The organism is Thermasporomyces composti (genome assembly GCF_003386795.1).
GTDB lineage: Bacteria > Actinomycetota > Actinomycetes > Propionibacteriales > Actinopolymorphaceae > Thermasporomyces > Thermasporomyces composti.
The window spans coordinates 677009-701225 of sequence record NZ_QTUC01000001.1 but is presented as its reverse complement, the minus strand read 5'-3'; the positions used below and the strand labels follow the sequence as shown (position 1 = coordinate 701225).

Here is a 24217-nt window from a genome sequence, read left to right as displayed (position 1 = left end):
GGTCTGGAGCGCCTCGCGGTGCCCAGGCCGCCTCTGTGTTGTGATCGCCCGACCGATCCGGGCACGTGTCGACGTTCCCCCAGCGAGCCAGGCGTTTTCATGGATCACGTGATCGGCCGATGGTGACGGGCCGGGCGCCATGCGCGGGCGGCGGGGCCGGGCGCCGACGGCACACCCCGTGGGACTCCCACCCTCGACCAGCCCTCCCTGCGCCTGGAGGCGCCGGCCGGTCGCCCGGCACGGCGCCACTCCAGGGCGAGGTCTCAGTCGGCGGACCGGCGGAGCGCCTCGCTGAGCCGCTCGGCCGCCGCCATGACCGCCGGTGCGTGCATCCGACCCGGCTGGCGAGAGAGTCGCTCGATCGGCCCGGACACCGAGACGGCGGCCACGACCTTTCCCGACGGCGACCGGACGGGCGCGGAGACCGAGGCCACCCCGGGTTCGCGCTCGCCGACGCTCTGGGCCCACCCTCGACGCCGCACGGCGGCGAGCGTCGCGGCGGTGAACTTCGCGCCCTGAAGCCCGCGGTGCAGGCGCTCAGGCTCCTCCCAGGCCAGCAGGATCTGCGCCGCGGAGCCAGCCTGCATGGTCAGTTGGGTTCCGACTGGAATCGTGTCCCGAAGTCCGGTGGGACGTTCCGCCGCCGCGACACAGACCCGCGCCTCGCCCTGCCGCCGGAACAGCTGGGCCGATTCCCCCGTGATGTCGCGGAGCCGCGCGAGGACCGGCCCGGCCGCGGCGAGCAGTCGGTCCTCTCCTGCGGCAGCCGCGAGCTCGGCCAGGCGTGGGCCGAGAATGAACCGCCCTTGCATGTCTCGGGCGACCAGACGGTGGTGTTCGAGTGCGACCGCCAGCCTGTGGGCTGTGGGTCGAGCCAGTCCGGTGATCTGGACGAGACCAGCGAGGGTGGCTGGACCCGCTTCCAGAGCTCCGAGAACCAGCGCTGCCTTGTCAAGAACGCCGACTCCGCTAGAGTTGTCCATGACTCGATATTGACGTCTCGGATGGCGAGACGCAAGCCCGGGTGCCGGATCTGGCGCATCCGGATGGCCAATTCATCCCGTCTGGAGGCAGCAAATGGGGACAACCCTGGCAGAGAAGGTCTGGGAGGAGCACGTCGTGCGTCGCGCCGACGGTGAGCCCGACCTCCTCTACATTGACCTCCACCTCATTCACGAGGTGACGAGCCCGCAGGCCTTCGACGGGCTCCGACTCGCTGGCCGCACAGTGCGTCGTCCCGATCTGACGATCGCGACCGAGGACCACAACGTCCCCACGATCGACATCGACAAGCCCATCGCGGACCCGGTCTCGCGCACCCAGGTCGAGACGTTGCGTCGAAACTGCAAGGAGTTCGGAATCCGACTCCACCCGCTGGGAGACGCCGACCAGGGCATCGTCCACGTGGTGGGGCCACAGCTGGGCCTCACGCAGCCCGGCATGACGATCGTCTGCGGTGACTCCCACACCTCGACCCACGGTGCCTTCGGCGCCCTGGCGTTCGGCATCGGCACAAGCGAGGTGGAGCACGTCCTCGCCACGCAGACGCTGCCGCAGGCTCGGCCGAAGACGATGGCGGTGACCGTCGACGGCACGCTCCCTGAAGGTGTCACGCCGAAAGACCTCGTGCTGACGCTCATCGCTCACGTCGGCACGGGCGGCGGCCAAGGGCACATCGTGGAGTATCGCGGCGAGGCCTTCCGCGCCATGTCGATGGAAGGTCGGATGACCGTCTGCAACATGTCCATCGAGTGGGGCGCCAAGGCCGGCATGGTCGCTCCCGACGACACGACCTTCGCCTACCTGGAGGGCCGTCCGCACGCTCCTCGAGGCGCCGACTGGGAGGCGGCGCTGGACTACTGGCGCGGGCTGGTGACGGATCCCGACGCGACGTTCGACCGCGAGGTGCGCCTGGACGCCTCGACGATGACGCCTTTCGTCACGTGGGGGACGAACCCCGGCCAAGGGGTTCCGCTAGGCGGTCAGGTGCCGGACCCGTCGGACTTCAGCGACCCGACCGAGCGCGCCGCCGCGGAGCGGGCGCTGGAGTACATGGGCTTGGAGCCGGGTACGCCGATGCGGGACATCCGCATCGACACGGTGTTCCTCGGTTCGTGCACGAACGGACGGATCGAGGACCTGCGTGCGGCCGCGGAGGTCATCCGCGGCCGGAAGGTCGCCGAAGGCGTTCGCATGCTCGTGGTCCCCGGCTCCGCCCGGGTCCGCTTGCAGGCTGAGGCCGAGGGACTCGACGTCATCTTCAAGGAAGCTGGCGCCGAGTGGCGCGGCGCGGGCTGCTCGATGTGCCTGGGCATGAACCCCGACCAGCTCGCTCCTGGTGAGCGCAGCGCCTCGACCTCCAACCGCAACTTCGAGGGTCGGCAGGGTAAGGGTGGGCGCACTCACCTCGTCTCGCCCTTGGTGGCCGCCGCGACGGCCGTGGCCGGCCATCTCGCCTCACCAGCCGACCTGCCGTCCGTTGGCGCGCGCTGACAGGAGTCACTGCGATGGAGAAGTTCACCGTTCACACCGGCAAGGCCGTGCCGCTTCGGCGATCCAACGTCGACACCGACCAGATCATCCCGGCCGTCTACTTGAAGCGGGTGACCCGAACCGGCTTTGCCGACGGCCTGTTCGCCGCGTGGCGGAGCGACCCGGACTTCGTCCTGAACCGCCCCGAGTCCCAGGGCGCGTCCATCTTGGTCGCCGGGCCTGACTTCGGGACCGGCTCGTCCCGGGAGCACGCCGTCTGGGCTCTGCAGGACTACGGCTTCCGGGTCGTCATCTCGTCGCGCTTCGGTGACATCTTCCGCGGAAACGCGGGCAAGGCCGGCCTGCTGGCCGCTGTGGTGGACCAGAAGGTGGTCGACCGCCTATGGGAGGCGCTCGAGCGGGATCCCAGCCTCCTCGTGACAGTGGACCTGGAGCAGCGGTTGATCCTCGCCGGCGAGGGCGAGGACGCCATCCGGGAGTCCTTCGACATCGACGACTACACGCGCTGGCGGCTGATGGAAGGCCTGGACGACATCGGCATCACGCTCAGCCATGCCGACGCCATCGCCGCCTACGAGGCGCGGCGATCGCCGCTGCGTCCCACCACCCTTCCGATCCGGAGCTGATCCGGGACTGACCACCTTCGGGCGTGTCGCGCTGACGCCTGGACGACCGGGCGAGGCGCGACACGCCCGTGTTGTGACGGACTTCACCTCGGTTCATCGTCGGCTCGATCTGCCGTCCTCCCCACCGTCTCGGACGCCTTCGACCGTTGTCGTGCAAGGCCTTCGTGGCCCACGACCTGGGCGTCGTCCGCGTCGCCGCCTCCGGCCGGCCGGCGCGCGCGGACAGCCCTCCAAGACCTTCGCCAAGCCGCCCGCTCGTACCCGCGAAGCATCGCAGAAACCCAATGAAATAAGGGGTTTTCGCGACCGGACGTGGATGTGTCGGGGGGTGCGCTGGTCGGGCTGGCGAGGCTGGATCGGGTCCGCGGGGCGTCGCTCGACGACGGTTGTCGCGGCTGTCATCGCCCATGCCAGCAAGCGGCTTACGGCCTCTCATGTCGGTCTCCGCCACCATCACGGCAACCACGTCAGGGGCCTTCGCGAGACCCGTCGGAGGGCGCAAACACGTGCGACACAAGGATCCTTCGCTCGCTGATGTTTGAGTACGGGCGCTAGATTCCATAACGTGCGCATGGATCGGGCGCAGGCTCGCTCGTACGACCCCGTTCACGGAGGGAAGCAGTGAACAAGTCTCAGTTGGTCGAGGTGCTCGCGACGCGCTTCGACGGCAACAAGAAGGAAGCGCAGCACGCGCTTGAGTCGGTCATCGACGTCATCACGCGCGCTGTCGCCGCTGGCGAGAAGGTCGCCATCACAGGGTTTGGCGCGTTCGAGAAGATCGATCGGCCGGCCCGCATGGTCCGCAACCCACGCACGGGAGAGCGCAAGCGGGCCAAGAAGACGTCGGTCCCGAAGTTCCGACCTGGCGCTGAGCTGAAGGCGGTGGTGTCCGGCGCGAAGAAGCTGCCGAAGCTGACGACGGCCAAGGCCACCGCAACCAAGGCCACCGCGGGGGCGAAGAAGGCCGCGACCGGGACGGCAGCGAAGCGGGCGACCAAGAAGGCCGCGAAGGAGACGGCGAAGAAGACCACCGCCAAGAAGACGACGGCGAAGAAGGCCACGGCCAAGAAGGCGACGGCCAAGAAGGCCGCGACGAAGCGGACGACGACCCGCCGCACGGCCAAGCGCTGAGCGTGACGTCGTCACACGGCAGACGATGAAGGACCGGAGACCCTAGGGTGGCCGGTCCTTCGCCATGTCTACGAGCCTGGGCCACCCAGTACTGGGGCAGCCGGGCGCCCGAGGAACCCACCCGGTCAAGCGGACATCGTGTAGAGGCTGAGGGAGCGGACCCGTTGGTCGGCTCCCTCTCCTTCGATCTGAAGCGCCACGCGCTGGCCGATCCGAAGGTGCCGCAGACCGGAGCCGACGAGAGCGCTGGCGTCGTAGGGGAGCTCGACGCCGGTGTCGGTGAGCACGGTGCCCGACCGGCTCTCGGGGTCGAAGGAACGCACCGTCGCCTGCATGAGCACGGAGCTTAGCCCTTCGAGCGGTGCGAGGGCGGCCCGTGTGCGTGGTCCCACCCCCAGCCGCACGGCCGCCCGCAGGTCCGCCTCCGTGTCGACGTCCTGGCGGACCGTAGGGATGTCGGCGAGGTCGAGCTCGACCGCCCCCGCCGTGCGATGCGCCTCCCGTGACCCGGGGCCGAAGCGGGGAGAGAACGCCGCGTCCGGCCCGGCGCAGTACAGCGTGGTCCCGACACCGGCCGCGTCGGCCACGTACGCCGTGGGGTGGGCCTCGGCCGCCTCGAGCGCGACGTCAAGCTGGTCTGGACGGAGAGCGGGCAGGTCGGCGAGCATCGCAGCCACCGCGCAGCCGGGCCGGCGGTCCCGCGCCAGCTTCGCTCCGTACGTCAGCGCCGCATTGAGGCCCAGGCCCGGCTCGTCCGACACCACGACGGCACCGAGGGCCGACAGCTGAGCTCCCGTGTCGGGATCCGGGGTCACCGCGATCACCTCGGCCACGCGGGCGCAAGCGAGGGCGGCGCTCACCGTGTCCAGCGCCATCGCGCGCGCGAGGTGGCTGCGGTGAGGTCCGGCGAAGGAGGCGAGCCTGGACTTCCCCACCGCGCCTGACTTCACTGGAACCACGACCGTCCACGCGCCGTGGTCCTGGGTGGAACGTGCCGACATCAGCTCGATCTTCCCAGAGGGAAACCCGAGCTCCGCTGCCCGGGTGCACCACGAGCGAGCGGGAGGGGAACCATCGGAGGCGTGAGGTGTCGCCGACCACTCGTGCAGCGCTCTGCCCGGTCGTCCAGACTGTGACCACGAGCGCGTGGATACATCTCACGTCGCCGATCCCGCCGACTGCCCGCGCTCTGACGCGCGGGCGATGGCCGACGAGGAGGACAGCGTGCCCTTGCCGAGGACCGGACTGTGCTACGACATCGCCGCGGCCGTCCTGCGTCCAGCGCTTCAGGTCTTGACCAAACGAGACTGGCGAGGAGTCGAACACATCCCCGCCGAGGGAGGTGTCATCGTCGTCAGCAACCATCTGTCCTACTTCGACCCGTTGGCCATCGCGCACTTTCTGCACGACGCCGGTCGCGCCCCCCGCTTCCTGGCGAAGTCGTCGCTGTTCGAGATCCCGCTCGTGGGCCCGTTCCTGCGCTCGGCAGGGCAGATCCCCGTTCGCCGTGAATCGCGGACGGCCGGCGACGCGCTGCGAGAGGCTTGTGAGGCGATCACGGAGCGCGGCGAGTGCGTCGTCGTCTACCCAGAGGGCACGATCACCAGGGATCCGAACCTGTGGCCCATGGTGGGCAAGACTGGCGCCGTCCGAACCGCCCTCCGCACCGGCTGTGAGATCGTCCCTGTCGCGCAGTGGGGTGCGCAGGACGTTCTGATGCCTTACGCCAAGCTGCCCAAGCTGCTACCCCGGAAGACCATGCGGATCGTCGCCGGCCCACCGATCGACCTCTCGGCATTCCGCGGCCAGGAGATGACGCCCTCGATGCTCAAGAAGGCCACGGCTCTCGTCATGGGCACCCTCACGGCGATGGTGGCCGGACTGCGAGGGGAGACTCCACCCGCCGAGCCTTTCGACCCCAGCAAGGCCAACCTGCCCACGACCGGGAACCCACGCAAGCGGCGCCGAGTCAAGTAGAGCCGGCGTCCTCCGCGACGGCGTTGAGCGCGGCGTCCAGGTCCGCCCACAGGTCGTCGACGTCCTCGATGCCGACGCTCAGGCGGACGAGATTGTCCGGGATCGTCGGGCTCTCGCCGGGCCAGCGCCGGCGCCGTTCCAGCGTCGACTCCACTCCGCCCAAGCTCGTCGCGTTGACCCACAGGCGGGTCATGCGCGTCACTCGATCTGCCGCGGCGAGGCCGCCCCGGACCTCGATCGAGATGATGGCGCCGAAGCCGTCCATCTGGTCCCGGGCGCGTGCGTGGCCGGGGTCAGTGGGGAGGCCCGGATAGCGCACGCGCTCCACCGCGCGATGACGACTGAGCCGGTCGGCGAGCTCGGCGGCGTTGGCGCAGGCCCGTTCGAGCCGGACGTGCAGCGTCCGCATGCCCCGGAGCGCGAGCCAGGCCTCGAACGGTCCGGGGATCGCGCCGAACCGCTTGCGCCGCTCCTCGAGCCTGCCGTACAGCTCATCGCCTCGAGGGGTTGGCGCGGTGACCAGCGCGCCCATCACCACGTCGCCGTGTCCGGCCAGGAACTTCGTGACGGAGTGCGCGACGATGTCGGCTCCCACGTCAATCGGCCGTTGCAGCAGCGGGGTCGCGAAGGTGTTGTCGACCACGACGACGGCGCCTTCGGCTCGCCCTGCCGCGCAGACCGCCGGGAGATCCGCGATCTCCAGGGCCGGGTTCGTAGGGGACTCGACGAGGAGCAGGTCGGCGCCGGTGACCGCGCAACGGACGGCGTCGGTGTCTGCCACGTCCACGAGTCTCGCTTCGGCGATCCGGCCCGATGCCTCGAGATCGGCCAGCTGACCCAACGTGCCCAGGTACGCGTGGCGCGGCGCCACCACGACCCCACCCACGGGCACGAGGTCGAGCACCGTGGCGATGGCGGCGACGCCCGACGAGAAGGCGAGGGCCCGTCCGTTCTCGAGTGCGCCAAGGGCCTCCTCGAACGCCTCCCACGTGGGGTTGCCGTAGCGGCCGTACTCCATCGTGCCCCCAGCGACGTAGGTGGAGGCGAGCACCAGGGGCGCGTTGAGCGGTGCGTCGGGATCTCGGCGCGGGCGGCCCGCGGTGACGCTCCGTGTCGAAAGGGCGAGAGATTGCGTGGAATCGGGCATGGCGGGATTCTTGCTGACCTGTACTTGGCGGCGATGACGCCGATCGGCTCGAAGGATGAGTAGGGTCAGGGCGATGAGTGAGTTGGAGCGGAGCCCGGATACGCGGGACGGGGCGACGGGCAGCAAGCCCCGGGTGGCGGTCGTGTTCGGCGGCCGGAGCTCGGAGCACGCCGTGTCGTGCGTCACGGCGGGCAGCGTGCTGCGTGCGCTCGACCGAGACAAGTACGACGTGGTCCCGATCGGGATCACCACCGACGGGCGGTGGGTGCTCGAACGCGACGAGCCCGAGCGACTGGTGATCCAGGCGGGGAGGCTGCCCGAGGTCGACGAGAAGGGCACGGCGGTCGTCCTGGCCAACGACGACGAGAGAGGGCTCGTCTGTCTCGACCCGGCGGCGGGTCCGACCGCCCTCGGCCGCATCGACGTGGTCTTCCCGGTCCTGCATGGACCGTTCGGGGAGGACGGCACGCTGCAGGGCCTCCTGGAGATGGCGGGCGTCCGCTACGTCGGCGCGGGAGTGCTGGCCAGCGCGGTGGCGATGGACAAGCACTACGCGAAGCTCATCTTGCAAGCCAACGGCTTCCCGGTCGCCCCGTACACCGTCATCACGCGTCGCGCATGGGAGACCGACCGGGCGGCGTGCCAGGAGGCGGTCGACTCCTTGGGCTACCCGGTGTTCGTCAAGCCGGCACGGGGAGGCTCCAGCATCGGCATCACCAAGGTTCGCCAGCGAGCCGACCTCCCCGAGGCGGTCGAGGAAGCGCGCCGGTACGACCCCAAGGTCGTGGTGGAGGCCGCTGTCCTGAACGCCCGCGAGATCGAGTGTGGCGTGCTGGAGAGCCTCGACGGGGGCCGGCCTGAGGCGAGCGTGGTCGCCGAGATCTGCTACGACACCGAGTACGAGTTCTACGACTTCCAGGCCAAGTACCTCGACGACGAGACCCACGTCGACCTACGCCTGCCGGCGGACCTCGAGCCGTCCGTCGCTCAGGAGGTCCAGGACATGGCCATCCGAGCCTTCGAGGCCTTGTCGGTGGAAGGGCTGGCGCGGGTCGACTTCTTCCTCCGCGAGGACGGCACCCTGCTGCTCAACGAGATCAACACGATGCCGGGGTTCACGCCGTACTCGATGTTCCCCCGGATGTGGGCGGCCTCCGGGCTGGACTATCCCAGCCTGGTCGACCGGTTGGTCCAGCTCGCGCTGCGCCGACCGTTGGGCCTTCGCTGAACGAGTCGAGGACGCCCCACCTTCAGTCCATGGAATAGCCCATGGAAGCCGCCCATGGACCGGGTGGTCGCGGACCGGGTCACTGACACGGGCGCCGCTCCGGGATGTGACGCCGTATGGCGTCAGCCAGGTCGACCAGGGGCTCCGCCGCTGGTTGGTACGCCTCGGGAACCGCAACCTCGACGTAGGCTGACCGGCCCACGGTCGTGAAGAGGTGGCCGCGCGCCGCCTGCTGCGGGAACCACCCGACGCCGTCGACCTCGAGACAGGGCGAGGACGGCCGCAGTCGCGCGGGACGCTCCACACCGCAGCGAAGCACGATCGGCGGATCACCCCAGGCGGCGGCGAGGGCGTCGGCGGGTTCCACCGGCCGCGCGTCCTGGCCTTGCACGGTGTCGGGCAGATCGCTCAGCAGAGCTCGACACGCGGTCGCGGCAGCTCCCGTGGGACGCGGTGGCTCGGTGGAGACAGGCGCGGCACCGCAGCCGGCGAGAAAGACGAGGAGACCGCCGGCCGTGGCGGCCGCACGTACACCGGCCGCGAGGCCTCGTGAGTGCCGGGCGGATCGGGACACGGCAGGTCGGTGCGCTACACGTGGACGACGGGACAGGTCAATGTACGCGTGATACCAGGGACCCCTTGGACCTGGGCGATGACCAGCTTGCCGAGCTCGTCGACGTTGTTGGCCTCCGCGCGCACGATCACGTCGTACGGGCCGGTGACGTCCTCAGCGAGCGTCACTCCCTTGATCTTGGCGATGTTCGCAGCGACCTCGGCCGCCTTGCCGACCTCGGTCTGGATGAGGATGTAGGCGTGGACGACCACTGGGCGGCCTCCCCGGCTCGCGGACCCGCGCCACGCGGTCGCGCGGCGCGGACCCTGGACGGATCAGGTCGTGGCCACGGTATCGCGCGAGGTCGGATCGAGGCCGCCAGCGTTGGTGCGGCCAGGACTGGAGACGGGCGCCTCGCTTGACGAGCCGCCAGGCGAGTGGACACCTCAGGGAGAGCCCCAAGACCCACCGATCCGTGTCTTTCGGCAATGCACACCGGTCGAGCACTAGGGTCGTGCACCACCCAGCTGTCGAGCGGTGGTCGGACCCTGCACGGAGCACGCCACCGAGGATCGACGATGCGGTGACTCAGGTCCGCACCCCATGAGTCGGCGAAGTGGGAGGACGACACGTGACCGGCACGCAGCGGACGCCCACGCGGGCGGGCGAAGGACAAACCCTCGCCGACGTCGGTGAGTTCGGGCTGATCGACCTGATCCGCGAGCGGCTCCGCGATGCGCCGCAGGTCGAGCTCGGTGCTGGAGACGACGCGGCCGTCGTCGCGGCGAGCGATGGTCGGATGGTCGTCACCACCGACATGCTCGTCGAAGGTCGCCACTTCCGTCGGGACTGGTCGTCGGCGTACGACGTCGGCCGCAAGGCCGCCGCCCAGAACCTCGCCGACGTCGCGGCCATGGGTGCGACGCCGACCGCTGTCGTCGTCTGCTTCGGGGCTCCGCCGGACCTGCCCGTCGCGTGGGCGGTGGAGTTCGCCGACGGGTTGCGCGACGAGTGCCAGGAGGTCGGGGCCGCCGTCGCCGGCGGCGACGTCGTGGCCTCCGGCGTTGTGGTCGCGGCCGTCACCGCCATGGGTTCCCTCCAGGGCCGAGCGGCGGTGACACGCTCGGGCGCCCGACCGGGCGACCAGGTCGCGGTGTGTGGGCGGCTTGGGTGGTCCGCGGCTGGCCTGACGGTGCTGAGCAGAGGGTTCCGGTCACCGCGCGTCCTCGTCGAGGCCCATCGCCGGCCCCAGCCGCCGTACGCGGCGGGACCGGAGGCGGCGTGCCTGGGGGCGACCGCGCTGATCGATGTCAGTGACGGGCTGCTCGCCGACCTCGGGCACATCGCCGTGGCGAGCGGTGTCGCCATCGACCTGGACTCCTCCCGGTTCGACCTCCCTGAGCCGATCCAGGCGGTCGCTGCGGCCGTGGGTGCTGAGCCGCTGTCGTACGTCCTCACCGGCGGTGAGGATCACGCGCTGGCCGGCACGTTCCCCGCGGACGTCTCCCTTCCGCCGCACTGGAACGTGGTCGGCCGGGTGCTGGAGGGCGAGCCCGCGGTCACGGTCGACGGCGCGGCGTACGAGGGCCCGGCCGGGCACGATCACTTCGGCTGACGCTTCCAGGTCGCAGGACGGGCGAGGGCGGCACGGATCGCCCGTCCTGCCGGCCGACGACTCGGGAACGCCGACGACTGGGGAAGAGACGCACGACCAGAGGGCACACCAAGGGGCCGGCCACCCCGACCTGGGTGACCGGCCTCATGGTCGGGACAGCGCCGTCGAGCGGACGCCGCCGTCGCCGAGCGGATGCGGGTCAGGCGGCGCGGGCGACCTTCCCGGCCTTCAGGCACGCGGTGCAGACGTTGATCCGCTTCGTCCCACCGTTGATCGCGGCGCGGACCCGCTGGATGTTGGGGTTGAACCGCCGCGGCGTGCGGCTCTTGACCCGCCGCTTCATCGCGCGCACACCGAGGCGCGACACCTTGTTGCCGAAGCCGGGTCCCTTGCCACAAACGTCGCAGATGGCAGCCACCGCAGACTCTCCTGAGCAGTCTTCGATCCTGGATCAGTGCCCCGCACCATGGTGCTCATCGGCCACCGGTGGCGCTCGCGGGCAACCGGTTGAGCGTAACCGACCGGGACGCTTCCGCGCCAACTGGCCTCCGCCTCACCATCGCCGCCTGTCCCCGCTCTCGCCGCCGTCCTAACCCCGGTGCGGTCCCACCTCGCCGCTCTCCCGTGGCCGCGCCGTCCCCGGGCGCTGGCCTCGTGCCGCCGGAGGCTCGTGGTCGCCCGGAGGCGTGCTCTCGTGCGTGCCGGTGATCGTGTGAGGGCGGTGTCCGCCCCGACCGCTCGGTGGCGTGGTCCCACGTCCTGGGGGTGCTCCTCGCTAGCGTGGCGGTGGGCGCCTCGCGGCGTGGGGCGCCAGACGTCCTCGGTTGGGGAGGCGGCTGAGGAGTCGCGTGTCGGGAGTGGAGTGATGGCGCAGGTTCGTCCCCAAGACGTGACCGTGAGCACCCGCCTCACCGACGTCCTCGGCCGGCGGATGGGGAGCCTCCTGATCGAGAAGCTCAACCTCGCCACGGTCGGTGACCTCCTGCGCCACTATCCACGTCGCTACGTCCAGCGGGGCGAGCTCACCAACCTGGACGAGCTCGTCCCCGGCGAGGACGTCACGGTCATGGCGGAGATCGCCGGGGTGACCGGTCGGCGCATGCGGCGCCGCTCCGGGCACATCCTCGAGGTCGTGGTCACCGACGGTCGCGGGCGGCTGTCGCTGACGTTCTTCAACCAGCCGTGGCGCGAGCGCTACCTGCAGGTCGGCAGACGCGGCCTCTTCGCCGGGCGGGTGGACACCTACCGGGGCAAGCGCCAGCTCGCCCACCCCGACTTCGTCCTCCTCGGAGACGATGCCGACGCGGACGACGAGGTGGTCGAGGCGTTCGCCGGTGAACTCATGGCGATCTACCCGGCCACGGCTCAGGTTGCGACGTGGACCATCGCCCGGTGCGTCCGGCGGGTCCTGGACGGCCTCGGCGAGCTTCCTGACCCGCTGCCGGAGGAGCTTCGCCGACGTCGAGGGCTGCTCTCGTTGCGCGACGCGTTCGTGGCCGTCCACAGACCGCGGACGTGGGACGACGTGCGGGCGGCCCGGGAGCGCTTCCGGTTCGAGGAGGCGTTCGTGCTCCAGGTCGAGTTGGCCCGCCGGCGCTCCGCCACGCGCGCCCTGCCAGCCAAGCCCCGGGTCGCCCGGCCCGACGGGCTGCTGGCGGCGTTCGACCGGCAGCTGCCGTTCGAGCTCACCGACGGGCAGCGCGCAGTCGGTGAGACGATCGCAGCCGACCTCGCCCGTGACCACCCGATGCAGCGGCTCCTCCAGGGCGAGGTGGGCAGCGGCAAGACGATCTGCGCGCTCCGCGCGATGCTCACGGTGGTCGACGCTGGCGGTCAGGCGGCTCTGCTGGCTCCCACCGAGGTGCTGGCTCAGCAGCACCATCGATCGATCACCGCGCTCCTGGGACCGCTCGCCGAGCGCGGCATGCTCGGCGGCGCCGAGCACGGCACCCGGGTCGCCTTGCTCACCGGCGGCCAGAGCACCGCAGCGCGTCGCAAGACCTTGCTCGACATCGCCTCCGGCGAGGCCGGCATCGTGGTGGGAACCCACGCGCTGCTGGAGGAGAAGGTCACCTTCGCCGACCTTGGGCTCGTGGTGATCGACGAGCAGCATCGCTTCGGCGTCGAGCAGCGGGCCGCCCTCGTCGCGAAGGGGAGAGAGGCGCCACCCCACGTGCTCGTCATGACCGCGACACCGATCCCACGAACGGTCGCCATGACCGTCTTCGGCGACCTGGAGGTCTCGTCGCTCACGGAGTTGCCGAAGGGGCGCGCCCCGATCAGGACGGTCGTCGTCCCGGTCAGCAAACCCGCCTGGCTCGCCCGAGTCTGGGAGAGGGTGAGGGAGGAGGTCGCCCAGGGACGGCAGGCCTACGTCGTCTGTCCCCGTATCGGGGACGACGAGGACGACGGGACGGAGCAGCCCCAGGGCCGAGCGTCGGTCCTCGAGCTCCTGCGCGGTGCTGGCTCGACCAACGGTCAGCCGGCTGGGCGCGCCTCGTCGGGGCGGCCCGAGCCGGTGAGCCTGTTGGAGCTGGCGACGATCCTGTCCGAGGGCCCACTCGCCGGGCTGACTGTCGAGGTGCTGCACGGCCGGCAGCCGCCGGAGACGAAGGACGCCGTGATGCGCCGTTTCGCGGCCGGTGAGATCGACGTGCTCGTCGCGACCACCGTCATCGAGGTCGGCGTCGACGTGCCGAACGCCTCGGTCATGGTGATCATGGACGCCGACTGGTTCGGGGTCTCGCAGCTCCACCAGCTGCGAGGTCGGATCGGCCGCGGAAAGCACCCGGGTCTGTGCCTGCTCGTCACGGACGCGGCAGACGGCTCGCCCGCCCGAGCTCGGCTGGACGCGGTGGCGTCGACCACGGACGGGTTCGAGCTCAGCCGACTCGACCTCGAGCAGCGGCGGGAGGGTGACGTGCTGGGCGCGGCGCAATCCGGACGGCGGTCGAGCCTTCGGATGCTTTCCGTCATCCGCGACGAACGCGTCATCGCCGACGCCCGCGCGGAGGCGGCCGCTCTCGTCGCCGAGGACCCGGAGCTCGTCCGTCACCCGGCGCTGCGCCAGGTCGTCGACGCCTTGGGCAGTGACGTTCGCGCCGACTACCTCGAGAAGACCTGACCGTCTCGAGCAGACGCGAGCAGGCTGGGAGGACGGCCCGCCGCACCTTCGGCGGGCCGCTCGGCTGGCCAGCGTCTTGGGTCGTCGAGGGTCGCGAGCGTGCCGGGTGGTGCCGAAGCGCTTGGCAAGATGGGCGCGATGAGCCGCATCGTCGCTGGACAGGCCCGGGGACGCCGACTGGCCGTGCCGGAGGGGCGGGACACCCGGCCGACCTCGGACCGGGTCCGCGAGGCGCTGTTCGCCTCGCTCGAAGCTGATCTGGGTGGTCTGACTGGGAGTCGGTTCCTCGACCTGTACGCCGGCAGTGGCGCCGTCGGGCTCGAGGCCCTGTCGCGCGGTGCCGCCGCGGTGGTGCTCGTGGAGTCGCATCGACGTGCCGCCAGTGTCGCCCGCGCGAATCTGCGTGCCGTCGGGTTGCCCGGCGCCGAGCTCCTGCTCGACCGGGTCGAACGCCTGGTCAGCGGGCCTCCGCCCGGTGGTGAGCCGTTCGACGTGGTCTTCCTGGACCCCCCGTACGCGCTCGCCGACGAGGCGGTCACCGAGGTCCTCATCGCGCTCCGCGACCATGGGTGGCTGGCTCCGGACGCGGCGGTTGTCGTCGAGCGCTCGACCCGCACCGGGGAGTTCTCCTGGCCGCCGGGCTTCGTCGCCGACCGCGTCCGCCGGTACGGCGACACCGCCCTTTGGTACGGTCGCGCCGCGGCCGGGTGACGGTCGTACCTGAACGACAAGTCCCGCTCGTGTCCGTCACGGACGGGTGCCAGAAAGCGGTTGGGGGGCGTTTGTGCACCGTGCCGTCTGTCCGGGGTCGTTCGACCCCGTGACCAATGGACACCTCGACGTCATCGTCCGCGCAGCCCGGCTCTTCGACGAGATCACCGTCGCGGTCGGCGTGAACCCGCGCAAGCCCGGGCTGTTCACGGTGGAGGAGCGGCTCGAGATGCTCCGCGAGGTCACCAAGGACCTGCCCGAGGTGAGGGTCGCTCGAGTGGACGGTCTGCTGGTGGACTTCTGCCGCGAGCATGGCATCCAAGCCATCGTCAAGGGTCTCCGCGCGGTCGGCGACTTCGACTACGAGCTGCAGATGGCCCAGATGAACCTCCGCCTCGCGGGGATCGAGACGGTCTTCGTCCCGACCAGCCCTGAGTACTCTTTCCTGTCATCCAGCCTCGTCAAGGAGGTCGCCACGTACGGAGGAGACGTGTCCGGCTTGGTTCCCGACCACGTCCTGCGTCGGCTGGCGGCACGGCTCGGTGCCAGCAAGGACGGACACGATGCGTGAGCCGGGTCCGTCGAAGGGACAGAGAGCGGTGGACGTGCGGCAGCAGCTCGACCAGGTGTGCCAAACCCTGGAGAAGGCGCGGTCGGTGCCGTTGTCGGCGTCCTGCATCGTCAACCGCAAGGAGTTGCTCGCGCGACTCCACGAGGTTCGCCGCATGCTGCCGGCCGAGCTCGCCGAGGCCCGTGAGGTGCTGGAGCAGCGCCAAGCCGCCATCCAGGAGGGGCGGGCGGAGGCGGCGCGGCTGATCGAGGAGGCGCGCCGGGAGCGCGAGGCGATCATCCGCAACACCGACATCCACCGAGACGCCCAGCGCGCGGCGGAGCAGCTGCTCGCCGAGGCCCGGGAGGAGGCCGACGGGCTGCGGCGGGAGGTCGACGACTACGTCGACCAGAAGCTGGCCGGCTTCGAGATGGCTCTCCACAAGATCCTGGCGCAGGTGGCGCGTGGCCGTGAGCTGGTGCAGGCGGCCGGCGCGTCGCCGGAGGCGCAGGTCCCACCACCCACCCCGCAGGAGGTCAACCAGTTCATCGAGGAGAAGCTGGGCCGCTTCGAGCACTCGCTGCGCAAGACGCTGGAGGCGGTGGTCCGAGGTCGGGAGCGCCTGCGCGACCGCAGCGGGCTCGACACCTTCGCCGACGACCGGGAGAGCCCGCCGTTGCCCACCTAACCGAGTCGCCATCGGGTGGCTTGTCCGGATGGGTATGATTTGCCTGGGCAACCGGCTTCGACCAAGGCCCGGTTTGAGTGGGCCGGACATCGTCCGGTACGCTCGATGACTGGCCTCGGGTGGGGCCGAGATCTGCCGCGTGCGATGAACGAAAGCAAAAACGCCTTGAGCACTCTCGACCCTCAGGCGCCGCTCGTCCTTGACGTCCACGAGCTCGGCCGCCGGCCGGGGTCGCAGAGGGTTCTGACGCTTTCCGTCCCCGCGCCGGCTGGTCTAGGCACCGAGGTGCTCGGCGTTCTCGAGGGCAGCACACTGGAGCTCCAGGTCAGGCTCGAGGCGGTAGTCGAGGGCGTCCTTGCCTCCGGTGTGGTGCAGGCGGAGCTGGTGGGGGAGTGCGTACGCTGCCTCGAACCGATCGAACGGAACACGTCGGTCGAGTTCCAGGAGCTCTACGCGTACCCTGACAGCGACGTCGAGGACGACGAGGCGAGTCGGCTCGAGGGCGACCTGCTCGACCTCGAGGGGACCGTCCGGGACGCGGTGATCCTCTCACTGCCGTTCCAGCCGCTGTGCCGGGACGACTGTCCTGGACTGTGCGTCCGCTGTGGCGCGCGTCTCGCCGACGAGCCCGAGCACCGACACGAGGCGGAGATCGACCCCCGGTGGAGCGCTCTCGCGCGATTCCTCGCGGACGAGGGTTCCACCGAGGTCGAAGCCCCCAACAAGAAGTCACCTGACCCGAGTTCGAACGACCGTCGTGATGAGGGCGCCGGGTCATCCGGCGACCGGACGTGAAGGAGTAGTGCCGTGGCCGTTCCGAAGCGGAAGGTTTCGCGGAGCAATACCCGCAGCCGGCGGGCCCAGTGGAAGGCCGCGGCGCCTCGGCTGGTCATCTGCGCCAACGCCGCGTGTCGAGCCCCGCATCTCCCGCACCATGCGTGCCCGTCGTGCGGCCAGTACGGCCCGCGGAGGGCCCGTCGTCAGGTGCTCGACGTCTGAGCCTTCCGTGGACCGCCCCGGGGCGACGATGGCGTACGAGGAGCTCTGCGAGAAGCTTGGGGTCAGCCTGGACAGCGACCTGCTCGAGCGGGCGCTGACCCACCGTTCCTACGCCTACGAGAACGGTGGCCTGCCCACGAACGAACGCCTGGAGTTCCTCGGGGACGCGGTCCTCGGGCTCGTCATCACCGACGCGCTGTACCGGACGCATCCGGACCTGTCCGAGGGCCAGTTGGCCAAGCTGAGGGCCGCCGTGGTCAACATGCGCGCGTTGGCCGGGGTGGCACGCTCGCTGGATCTCGGCAGCTACCTCCGGCTCGGTCGGGGCGAGGAGGCGACCGGTGGGCGAGACAAGTCCTCGATCTTGGCCGACGCCGTCGAGGCGGTCATCGGTGCCGTTTACCTCGCCGGTGGCTTCCCGCTGGCGTCGGAGTTCGTGCACCGCCTCTTCGACCCGCTGCTGGAGGCGTCCGCGCGGATGGGCGCTGGTCTGGACTGGAAGACCAGCCTGCAGGAGCTGACCGCGCGGGCTTCTCTCGGCGTGCCGGAGTACGTCGTGGAGGAGGAAGGCCCCGACCACGAGAAGGTCTTCACCGCCCACGTCGTGGTCGGGGACACCGACTACGGCTCCGGGGTCGGCCGCAGCAAGAAGGAGGCCGAGCAGAAGGCTGCCGAGGCGGCCTGGACGGCGATCCGCGCCATGCTGGGCGAGAGCACCGACGACAGCGCTGGGAACGGGACCGGCGGCTCGCAAAGCCGTTCCAGCGACGCCTGACTGCCTGGGATGCCCGAACTTCCCGAGGTGGAGGTCGTCCGGCGTGGTTTGGAGCGTTTCGTCGCCGGAGCTCACATCGCGGCCGTCGAGGTCGGACATCCCCGATCGGTCCGACGTCACCTCGCCGGACCCAGAGATTTCTGCGACCGGCTGATCGGGCGCCGCATCCTCGGTGCGTGTCGGCGCGGGAAGTACCTGTGGCTTCCGCTCGATTCGGGTGACGCGCTTCTGGCTCATCTCGGGATGAGCGGCCAGTTCGTCCTCCGACAGCCTGGATCGGAAGACGAGCGGCATCTGCGCGTACGTTTTTCGTTCGTGCCGGTAGAGGGCCGCACCCCGTTTGAGCTTCGGTTCGTCGACCAGCGAATGTTCGGCGGTTTGTCGATCAGTACGGGTGGTGCGCGGCTTCCGGCGGAGATCAACCACATCGCCCGAGATCCGCTCGATCCGGAATTCGACGATCAGGCGTTCGTCGCCGCACTGCGCCGACGACGCACCGGCGTCAAGCGTGCCTTGCTCGATCAGACGCTGATCTCCGGCGTGGGCAACATCTACGCCGACGAGGCACTGTGGCGTGCGCGACTGCACTACGCGCGGGCCACCGAGTTGCTGCGTCCTCGCGAGGTCTCCACGCTGCTGGCGGAGGTCCGCGCTGTCATGGTGGCGGCGATCGACTCAGGCGGTACGTCGTTCGACAGCTTGTACGTCGACGTCAATGGCCGTAGCGGCTACTTCGAGCGCGAGCTGGCCGTCTACGGTCGAGAGGGACAGCCGTGTCGCCGTTGTGGCACGCCGATTCGCCGTGATCCATTTATGAATCGCTCCTCCTTCACGTGTCCGCGTTGTCAGCGGCCTCCACGGCGTGGGCGTTGGTAAGTCGGGTATGTCGGGATGTATGGGAAGCGCGACAGGTCAATTACGTTGAGTATCTATGTGGTCACCTTGACGTCACGGCCGTCGAAGTGAGAACCTAGGTTCACCGCCTGCACTCCCTGTCCATCTCGAGTGCTGCGGAGATTTGCGACCCACCTTCCGGTCACTCAGCGTGGAGGACCCCATATGGCGAAAGCGCTCCTCGGCCACGTCGGTGGCCCTGACCCCCGTCTGGTCTCCGAGGTGCGACGTCTGCAGCAGCGAGTATCGGAGCTGGAGGCGCACGTGATGCGGCTCCAGGCAGAGAACGACTCCCTCAGCGCGGCGATTCACGGTGGGCAACTGTTGACCATCGACACGCAGCAGGAACCCGCTTTGACGTAAGGGAGCTCTCCGGGCTCGTCCGTGGACCAGCCTCGACGGACAGCATCAGCGACGGGACGCCTCGTGGCGTCCCGTTTGCCATGTCCGGGGTCCTTCAGCGCGCGTTGCCGTCGGTTCGGCCACCGCGCGCCGGTATCGTCGTGCGGGGTTTCGTCCGACCGCCGTCCGACAGTGTCAAGGGGAGTCGTCGTTGTATCTGAAGAGCCTGACGCTTCGGGGGTTCAAGTCGTTCGCCTCCTCGACGACTCTGCGCTTCGAGCCGGGCATCACGTGCGTCGTCGGCCCCAACGGCTCCGGGAAGAGCAACATCGTCGACGCCATCGCGTGGGTGATGGGGGAGCAGGGCGCCAAGAGCCTGCGCGGCGGGAAGATGGAGGACGTCATCTTCGCCGGCACGGCCGGGCGGCCACCGCTCGGTCGTGCCGAAGTCGTCCTCACCATCGACAACTCCGACGGCGCACTCCCGATCGACTACTCCGAGGTCACGATCAGCCGGATCATGTTCCGCAACGGCGGCTCGGAGTACGCGATCAACGGCCAGACCTGCCGTCTCCTCGACATCCAGGAGCTGCTGTCGGACTCCGGCATCGGTCGGGAGATGCACGTGATCGTGGGGCAGGGTCAGCTTGACACGATCCTGCACGCGACACCGGAGGAGCGGCGCGGCTTCATCGAGGAAGCGGCCGGTGTTCTCAAGCACCGCAAGCGCAAGGAGAAGGCGCTCCGTAAGCTTCAGGCGACCGAGGGCAACCTCACCCGTCTGCAGGACCTCCTCACCGAGATTCGCAGGGCGCTACGTCCGCTCGGGAAGCAGGCGGAAGCGGCGCGTAAGGCGGCCCTCATTCAGGCGGAGGCGCGTGACGCCAAGGCGCGCCTGCTCGCCGACGACCTGGTCCAGCTCCGTGAGGCGCTGGCGAAGGACATCGCCGACGAGCAAGCTGTCCGACAACGCCGAGCCGCCGTGGAGCACGAGCTCATGCTCGCTCGGCAGACCGAGGCCGAGCTGGAGGAGGCCCTTCGAGCCGACCAGCCACGGGTCACGGCGGCCCAAGAGACGTACTACAGCCTGTCCAGCCTTCGAGAGCGCCTCCGCGGTACGGCGAGCCTCGCCGCCGAGCGGATCCGGAACCTCGCCGAGGAACCCGAGGAGGAGACGTCGGGTCGCGATCCGGACCAACTCGAGGCGGAGGCCGCGGTGATCCGCGAGGAGGAAGCGGCGATCGCGGCCGAGATCGAGGCCCACCAGGCGGCGCTCGACCAGGCGATCGCGTACCGGCAGGAACAAGAGGCGGCACACGCCGCTGAGGAGCGTCGAGTGGCGGCGCTTCTGCGAGCGGCTGCCGATCGCCGTGAGGGTCTGGCCAGGCTGGCCGGACAGGTCGAGACCGTCCGGGGCCGGCTCGAGACTCGCGACCGTGAGCTGGCGCGCCTCACCCAGGCCCGTGAGGAGGCCGAGGCGCGCGCGGCACAAGCGCAGGAGGAGTTCGCCGTCCTCGAATCCCGGATGGCCAGCCTCGACGCCGGCGAGGAAGGCCTGGACGCTCAGCACGAGAGCGCCTGCGCGGCACTGGAGGCGGTCGAGGAGCGGCTGGCGACCCTGCGTCGCGAGGAGCAGGAGGCCGAGCGGGAGCGTGCCGCGCTGGCCGCCCGCAAGGAGGCGCTCGAGCTCGGACTCACCCGTAAGGACGGCGCGGCCGCGCTGCTGGCGAGCGAGCGTGGGCCTGGCCTGCTGGACTCGCTGGCTGCGCTGCTCACGGTCCAACCCGGATACGAGGCCGCCGTGGCGGCCGCGCTCGGCCGCATGGCGGATGCCGTCGCGGTGGCGTCAGTCGACGCGGCGGTCCACAGCCTGGAGCGGTTGCGGTCGGACGATCTCGGCCGGGCCGGGTTCGTCATCGGCGGTGTCGTACCCACGGCCGCGGACGATCCCGAGCAGTGGCCCGCGCTGCCTGACGGCGCGCGCTACGCCGTCGAGGTCGTGAGCGCGCCAAGCGAGCTCACGCCCGCGTTGAGGCGGCTGTTGCACAAGGTGGCCGTGGTCGACGACCTGCGGGCCGCCCGCGCGCTCGTTGACGCCCTGCCCGACGTCGTGGCGGTGACCCGCGAGGGTGACCTGCTCGCCACCCACGTCGGGCACGGCGGCTCCAGCGCCCAACCGAGCCTCCTGGAGGTGCAGGCGGCGGTCGATGACGCGGCCGAGCGACTCCGCGAGGCGACCCAGCGAGTCGAGCGGCTGCGCTCGGAGCGGGCTGCGGCGGAGGAGGAGCGGGCCGTGGTCGCCGCCGAGGTGGAGGCGACCCTCGCGCGGCTGCACGAGTCGGACGCCGAGGTGGCCGCGGTCACCGAGCGGCTGGGCCAGCTGGGGTCGACCGTACGGTCGGCGACGGCGGAGGCGGAGCGGCTCGCCAAGGCGATCGACGACGCGCTGGAGGAGATGGCGCGCGACCAGGCCAGGCTCGCGGAGCTGGAGGAGCGGTTGGCCGCCGCGGAGGAGGTTCCCGAGGAGGAGCCCTCGACCGACGAGCGTGACCGGCTCGCCGAAGCAGCCAAGGAGGCTCGGCAGCGCGAGATGGAGGCGCGGCTCGGGCTGCGCACCGCCGAAGAGCGCGCCCGAGCCCTGAGCGGCCGGGCCGAAGCTCTCGAGCGTGCCGCTCGGGAGGAGCGCGCCGCACGGGAACGCGCCCAGGCGCGTCGCGAGCGACGCATCCGCTCCGCTCAGGTGGCGAGCGCGGTCCTCGCGGCGACAGAGCAGGTTCTGGCCCGGCTGGAGGCGTCGCTGGCCGAGGCGGGTCGCGAGCGTGAGGAGGCCGAGCGGGTCCGCGCCGCCCGCGAGGCTGAGGTGCGAGAGGTCAGACAAAAAGTCCGTGCGCTCGCCACCGAGCTCGACGAGCTCACCGACTCCGTCCACCGGGACGAGATGGCGCGGGCTGAGCAACGCATGCGGATCGAGCAGCTGGAACAGCGGTGCGTCGACGAGCTCGGCATCGATCCGGACACGCTCGTCCGCGACTACGGACCGCACGTGCCCGTCCCCGTCACGCCTCGTCCGCCGGGCGCTCCCGGGGAACCGGCGGAGGCGTCCGGCGAGCAGGCGGACGAGGTCGAGACCAGGCCCTACAACCGCACCGAGCAGGAGAAGCGGTACCGAACCGCGGAGCGTCAGCTCGCCCAGCTGGGCAAGGTCAACCCCTTGGCGCTGGAAGAGTACGCGGCGATGGAGGAGCGCCACGCGTTCCTCTCCAAGCAGCTGGAGGATCTGAAGAAGACCCGCAAGGACCTGCTGGAGATCGTCCGCGAGGTCGACGACCGGGTGGAACGGGTCTTCACCGAGGCCTACCGGGATACCGCGGAGCAGTTCCAGCGGGTGTTCGCGCGGCTGTTCCCCGGCGGCGAGGGACGCTTGGTCCTCACCGACCCGGACAACATGCTGACCACCGGCGTCGAGGTGGAGGCACGCCCCCCGGGCAAGAAGGTCAAGCGGCTGTCCCTGCTGTCCGGTGGGGAACGGTCGCTCGTCGCGGTGGCGTTCCTGGTCGCGTTGTTCAAGGCTCGCCCCAGCCCGTTCTACCTCCTCGACGAGGTTGAGGCGGCCCTGGACGACACGAATCTCGGTCGTCTGCTGGAGCTGTACGAGGAGCTGCGGGAGAACAGCCAGCTGCTCATCGTCACCCACCAGAAGCGGACGATGGAGATCGCTGACGCCTTGTACGGCATCTCGATGCGGGGGGACGGCGTCTCCACGGTGATCAGCCAGCGGTTGCGGGAGGCCGAGCCGGCCTGACAGCCGCCGGGCGTGTCAGACACCGCTGGTGGGGTCGCGTGGGCGGCTCACGTTGCGTGGTCGACGTCGTGTGTGGTCGACGTCGCGTGTCTTGTCAGGCCACGGCGGCACCCACCTCACCGAGCACCCACCTCACCGGGACCGTCGTCGTGGGTATGGACCCGGTGGAGGAGTCCATCCGGCGAGAGGCGACTGCCGTGTCTGTCCAACGTGTGTCCCGCTGCGTGGCCAGCGTCCTGCTCGTCGTCGGCTTGGCGTCATGCACCGGTGGGGGCACGAGTTCCGATGCGGTACGACCGCACGGCTCTCGTACGCCCACGACCGTGGAGACTCCGGCACGACCGAACAGCACAGCGAGCCCAGCGAGCACTGCCTCGGCGAGTCCGGCCTCGTCGAGCCCGAGCGGGTCGCCCAGACCGAGCGACGCGCGGCGCGCCGGGCGAGGCCTCGTCGTGCGGGACGCGACGGGCGAGGTGCGGTTGGACGGCCCGGCGCGCCGGGTCGTCGCGCTCGAGTGGACCTACGCCGAGAACCTGCTGGCCGTCGGTGTTACGCCGGTCGGCGTGGCGGAGAAGGCGGGCTACGCGACGATCGGCGGAGCACCGCGCATGCCGGCCTCGGTCCGCGACGTCGGGAAGCGCGAGACGCCGGACTTGGATGTCATCAGGGCGCTGAAACCGGACCTCATCGTCACCGACCGCTCGCGTCCGCTGGGGCGTATCAACGCCCTCCGGCTCATCGCCCCGGTCCTGGTGTTCGATCCCCAGCGCCCCGACATGTCGGCGTGGGAGGAGATGCGGACGACGTTCATCGAGCTCTCCCGCGCCGTCGGGCGACGCGCCCAAGCCGAGCGAGTCCTGACCCGGCTGGACCAGACCATCGACCGGTCGCGGAAGGCTCTTGCCGACGTGGGCTGGTCGCACACGCCGACAGTCGTCGCCATCAGCTACGCCGACCGCGGCCTGCCCGTCATCCGCGTGTTCGCTCGAACGTCGCTAGCCGGTGATCTCTTGGCTCGCCTGGGCTTGCAGAACCCGTGGCGGGGCCGACCGGAGCCGGACGGCCTGTCCACGGTGCAGGTGGCGGACCTGCGGGCGGTGGCGATGGCGGAGTTCCTGTACGTCCCGGTGGAGGGCGACGACATCGTCTCCGGCACACTCGCCGCCACGACCGAATGGCGGGACCTGGAGTTCGTGGAGGCGAAGCGCGTCCGCGCCCTACGGCCCAGGACGTGGTTCTTCGGTGGTCCCGTGTCACTCCAGTGGGCAGCCGAGGAGATCGTGCGGGCCTTGACCTGAGACGTGACTGGCGACCTGACAACGTGACTGGCGACCTGGCGACGTGACTGGCGAATGGCGTGCGGCGAGCCACCCGGTTTTGCGATCAGGTGCGGAGGCATCCTAGAGATGTGCTTGCGGTAGCAGGAGCGTTGTTGATGATCGTGACACTTGCGGTGGTGACGCTGGCGATGGTCGCGGTCTTCGACCGTCACGCTCCGGCGCGACCGCGTCCACGCCACGATCACTCCGTTCCGTCGCCCTCGTTCCCGAGCCAGCGGCCGC

Annotated in this window: 23 protein-coding genes; 17 read left to right on the top strand and 6 right to left on the bottom strand. The window is 70.3% G+C overall.

Annotation, left to right across the window (positions count from 1 at the left end; translation table 11 throughout):
* Positions 1-263: 263 nt before the first annotated feature.
* Entirely contained in the window at positions 264-983 is a 720-nt protein-coding gene (locus DFJ64_RS03035; RefSeq protein WP_115849062.1) for an IclR family transcriptional regulator, read from the bottom strand.
* A 94-nt stretch (positions 984-1077) separates the two neighbouring features.
* Here DFJ64_RS03035 and leuC point away from each other — a divergent pair, with 94 nt between their 5' ends.
* The 3 genes from leuC to DFJ64_RS03020 all read left to right on the top strand — a co-directional run bounded on the left by leuC (position 1078) and on the right by DFJ64_RS03020 (position 4250).
* Positions 1078-2493 (top strand): 3-isopropylmalate dehydratase large subunit, encoded by a 1416-nt coding sequence (gene leuC / locus DFJ64_RS03030; RefSeq protein WP_115849061.1) that lies wholly within the window; start codon positions 1078-1080, stop codon positions 2491-2493.
* Positions 2494-2507: 14 nt separating this feature from the next.
* Positions 2508-3119 carry a 3-isopropylmalate dehydratase small subunit gene (leuD, locus tag DFJ64_RS03025; protein WP_115849060.1) on the top strand — a complete coding sequence of 204 codons (612 nt, stop codon included), beginning with the start codon at positions 2508-2510 and terminating at the stop codon, positions 3117-3119.
* A 621-nt stretch (positions 3120-3740) separates the two neighbouring features.
* Entirely contained in the window at positions 3741-4250 is a 510-nt protein-coding gene (locus DFJ64_RS03020) for an HU family DNA-binding protein (protein ID WP_115849059.1), read from the top strand.
* A 125-nt stretch (positions 4251-4375) separates the two neighbouring features.
* Here DFJ64_RS03020 and cofC read toward each other — a convergent pair whose 3' ends face one another.
* Positions 4376-5251 (bottom strand): 2-phospho-L-lactate guanylyltransferase, encoded by an 876-nt coding sequence (gene cofC, locus DFJ64_RS03015; RefSeq protein WP_115849058.1) that lies wholly within the window; start codon positions 5249-5251, stop codon positions 4376-4378.
* Positions 5252-5396: 145 nt separating this feature from the next.
* Between cofC and DFJ64_RS03010 the strand changes: the two genes are divergently transcribed.
* Positions 5397-6227 carry a lysophospholipid acyltransferase family protein gene (locus DFJ64_RS03010; RefSeq protein WP_245940927.1) on the top strand — a complete coding sequence of 277 codons (831 nt, stop codon included), beginning with the start codon at positions 5397-5399 and terminating at the stop codon, positions 6225-6227.
* Here the strand turns inward: DFJ64_RS03010 and DFJ64_RS03005 are convergent.
* Positions 6220-7374 carry a trans-sulfuration enzyme family protein gene (locus tag DFJ64_RS03005; protein WP_115849057.1) on the bottom strand — a complete coding sequence of 385 codons (1155 nt, stop codon included), beginning with the start codon at positions 7372-7374 and terminating at the stop codon, positions 6220-6222. The genes DFJ64_RS03010 and DFJ64_RS03005 overlap by 8 nt on opposite strands.
* A 73-nt stretch (positions 7375-7447) precedes the next feature.
* Here DFJ64_RS03005 and DFJ64_RS03000 point away from each other — a divergent pair, with 73 nt between their 5' ends.
* Positions 7448-8602: a D-alanine--D-alanine ligase family protein gene (locus tag DFJ64_RS03000; RefSeq protein ID WP_115849056.1), complete on the top strand. Its 1155-nt coding sequence runs from the start codon at positions 7448-7450 to the stop codon at positions 8600-8602.
* Between the two features lie 79 nt (positions 8603-8681).
* Here the strand turns inward: DFJ64_RS03000 and DFJ64_RS02995 are convergent, their stop codons facing one another.
* Positions 8682-9176, bottom strand: a complete 495-nt coding sequence (locus DFJ64_RS02995; protein ID WP_115849055.1) for a DUF3515 domain-containing protein — start codon at positions 9174-9176, stop codon at positions 8682-8684.
* Between the two features lie 14 nt (positions 9177-9190).
* Entirely contained in the window at positions 9191-9427 is a 237-nt protein-coding gene (locus DFJ64_RS02990) for an Lrp/AsnC family transcriptional regulator (protein WP_115849054.1), read from the bottom strand.
* Positions 9428-9786: 359 nt separating this feature from the next.
* On the opposite strand from DFJ64_RS02990, the gene DFJ64_RS02985 reads away from it, so the two are divergent.
* Positions 9787-10770: a thiamine-phosphate kinase gene (locus tag DFJ64_RS02985; RefSeq protein ID WP_115849053.1), complete on the top strand. Its 984-nt coding sequence runs from the start codon at positions 9787-9789 to the stop codon at positions 10768-10770.
* Between the two features lie 199 nt (positions 10771-10969).
* Here the strand turns inward: DFJ64_RS02985 and rpmB are convergent, their stop codons facing one another.
* Positions 10970-11188 (bottom strand): 50S ribosomal protein L28, encoded by a 219-nt coding sequence (gene rpmB, locus DFJ64_RS02980; RefSeq protein WP_115849052.1) that lies wholly within the window; start codon positions 11186-11188, stop codon positions 10970-10972.
* A 447-nt stretch (positions 11189-11635) separates the two neighbouring features.
* On the opposite strand from rpmB, the gene recG reads away from it, so the two are divergent.
* The 11 genes from recG (at position 11636) to DFJ64_RS02925 (ending at position 23953) form a co-directional block, all read left to right on the top strand.
* Complete coding sequence (gene recG / locus DFJ64_RS02975) at positions 11636-13894, top strand: ATP-dependent DNA helicase RecG (RefSeq protein WP_115849051.1); 2259 nt, start codon at positions 11636-11638, stop codon at positions 13892-13894.
* A 138-nt stretch (positions 13895-14032) separates the two neighbouring features.
* Complete coding sequence (gene rsmD, locus DFJ64_RS02970) at positions 14033-14605, top strand: 16S rRNA (guanine(966)-N(2))-methyltransferase RsmD (protein ID WP_115851781.1); 573 nt, start codon at positions 14033-14035, stop codon at positions 14603-14605.
* Positions 14606-14678: 73 nt separating this feature from the next.
* Positions 14679-15176 (top strand): pantetheine-phosphate adenylyltransferase, encoded by a 498-nt coding sequence (coaD, locus tag DFJ64_RS02965; protein WP_115849050.1) that lies wholly within the window; start codon positions 14679-14681, stop codon positions 15174-15176.
* Positions 15169-15843: an ATP synthase subunit B family protein gene (locus DFJ64_RS02960; protein WP_115849049.1), complete on the top strand. Its 675-nt coding sequence runs from the start codon at positions 15169-15171 to the stop codon at positions 15841-15843. The genes coaD and DFJ64_RS02960 overlap by 8 nt, the downstream gene beginning before the upstream one ends.
* 144 nt (positions 15844-15987) lie before the next feature.
* Positions 15988-16638, top strand: a complete 651-nt coding sequence (locus DFJ64_RS02955) for a YceD family protein (RefSeq protein ID WP_115849048.1) — start codon at positions 15988-15990, stop codon at positions 16636-16638.
* A 12-nt stretch (positions 16639-16650) separates the two neighbouring features.
* The gene (gene rpmF, locus DFJ64_RS02950) at positions 16651-16842 is read left to right on the top strand and encodes a 50S ribosomal protein L32 (RefSeq protein ID WP_115849047.1); all 192 of its coding nucleotides are present in this window, start codon (positions 16651-16653) and stop codon (positions 16840-16842) included.
* A complete protein-coding gene (rnc, locus tag DFJ64_RS02945; protein ID WP_170152476.1) occupies positions 16778-17617 on the top strand; it encodes a ribonuclease III in 840 nt (279 codons plus the stop codon). Before rpmF ends, rnc begins: the two co-directional genes overlap by 65 nt.
* A 9-nt stretch (positions 17618-17626) precedes the next feature.
* Positions 17627-18493 (top strand): bifunctional DNA-formamidopyrimidine glycosylase/DNA-(apurinic or apyrimidinic site) lyase, encoded by an 867-nt coding sequence (gene mutM, locus DFJ64_RS02940; protein WP_115849045.1) that lies wholly within the window; start codon positions 17627-17629, stop codon positions 18491-18493.
* 183 nt (positions 18494-18676) lie between these two features.
* A complete protein-coding gene (locus DFJ64_RS02935; protein ID WP_115849044.1) occupies positions 18677-18874 on the top strand; it encodes a hypothetical protein in 198 nt (65 codons plus the stop codon).
* 190 nt (positions 18875-19064) lie between these two features.
* On the top strand, positions 19065-22655 hold the full coding sequence (gene smc / locus DFJ64_RS02930) for a chromosome segregation protein SMC (protein ID WP_115849043.1): 3591 nt from the start codon (positions 19065-19067) through the stop codon (positions 22653-22655).
* Positions 22656-23107: 452 nt separating this feature from the next.
* On the top strand, positions 23108-23953 hold the full coding sequence (locus DFJ64_RS02925) for an ABC transporter substrate-binding protein (RefSeq protein ID WP_170152475.1): 846 nt from the start codon (positions 23108-23110) through the stop codon (positions 23951-23953).
* Positions 23954-24217 lie beyond the last annotated feature (264 nt).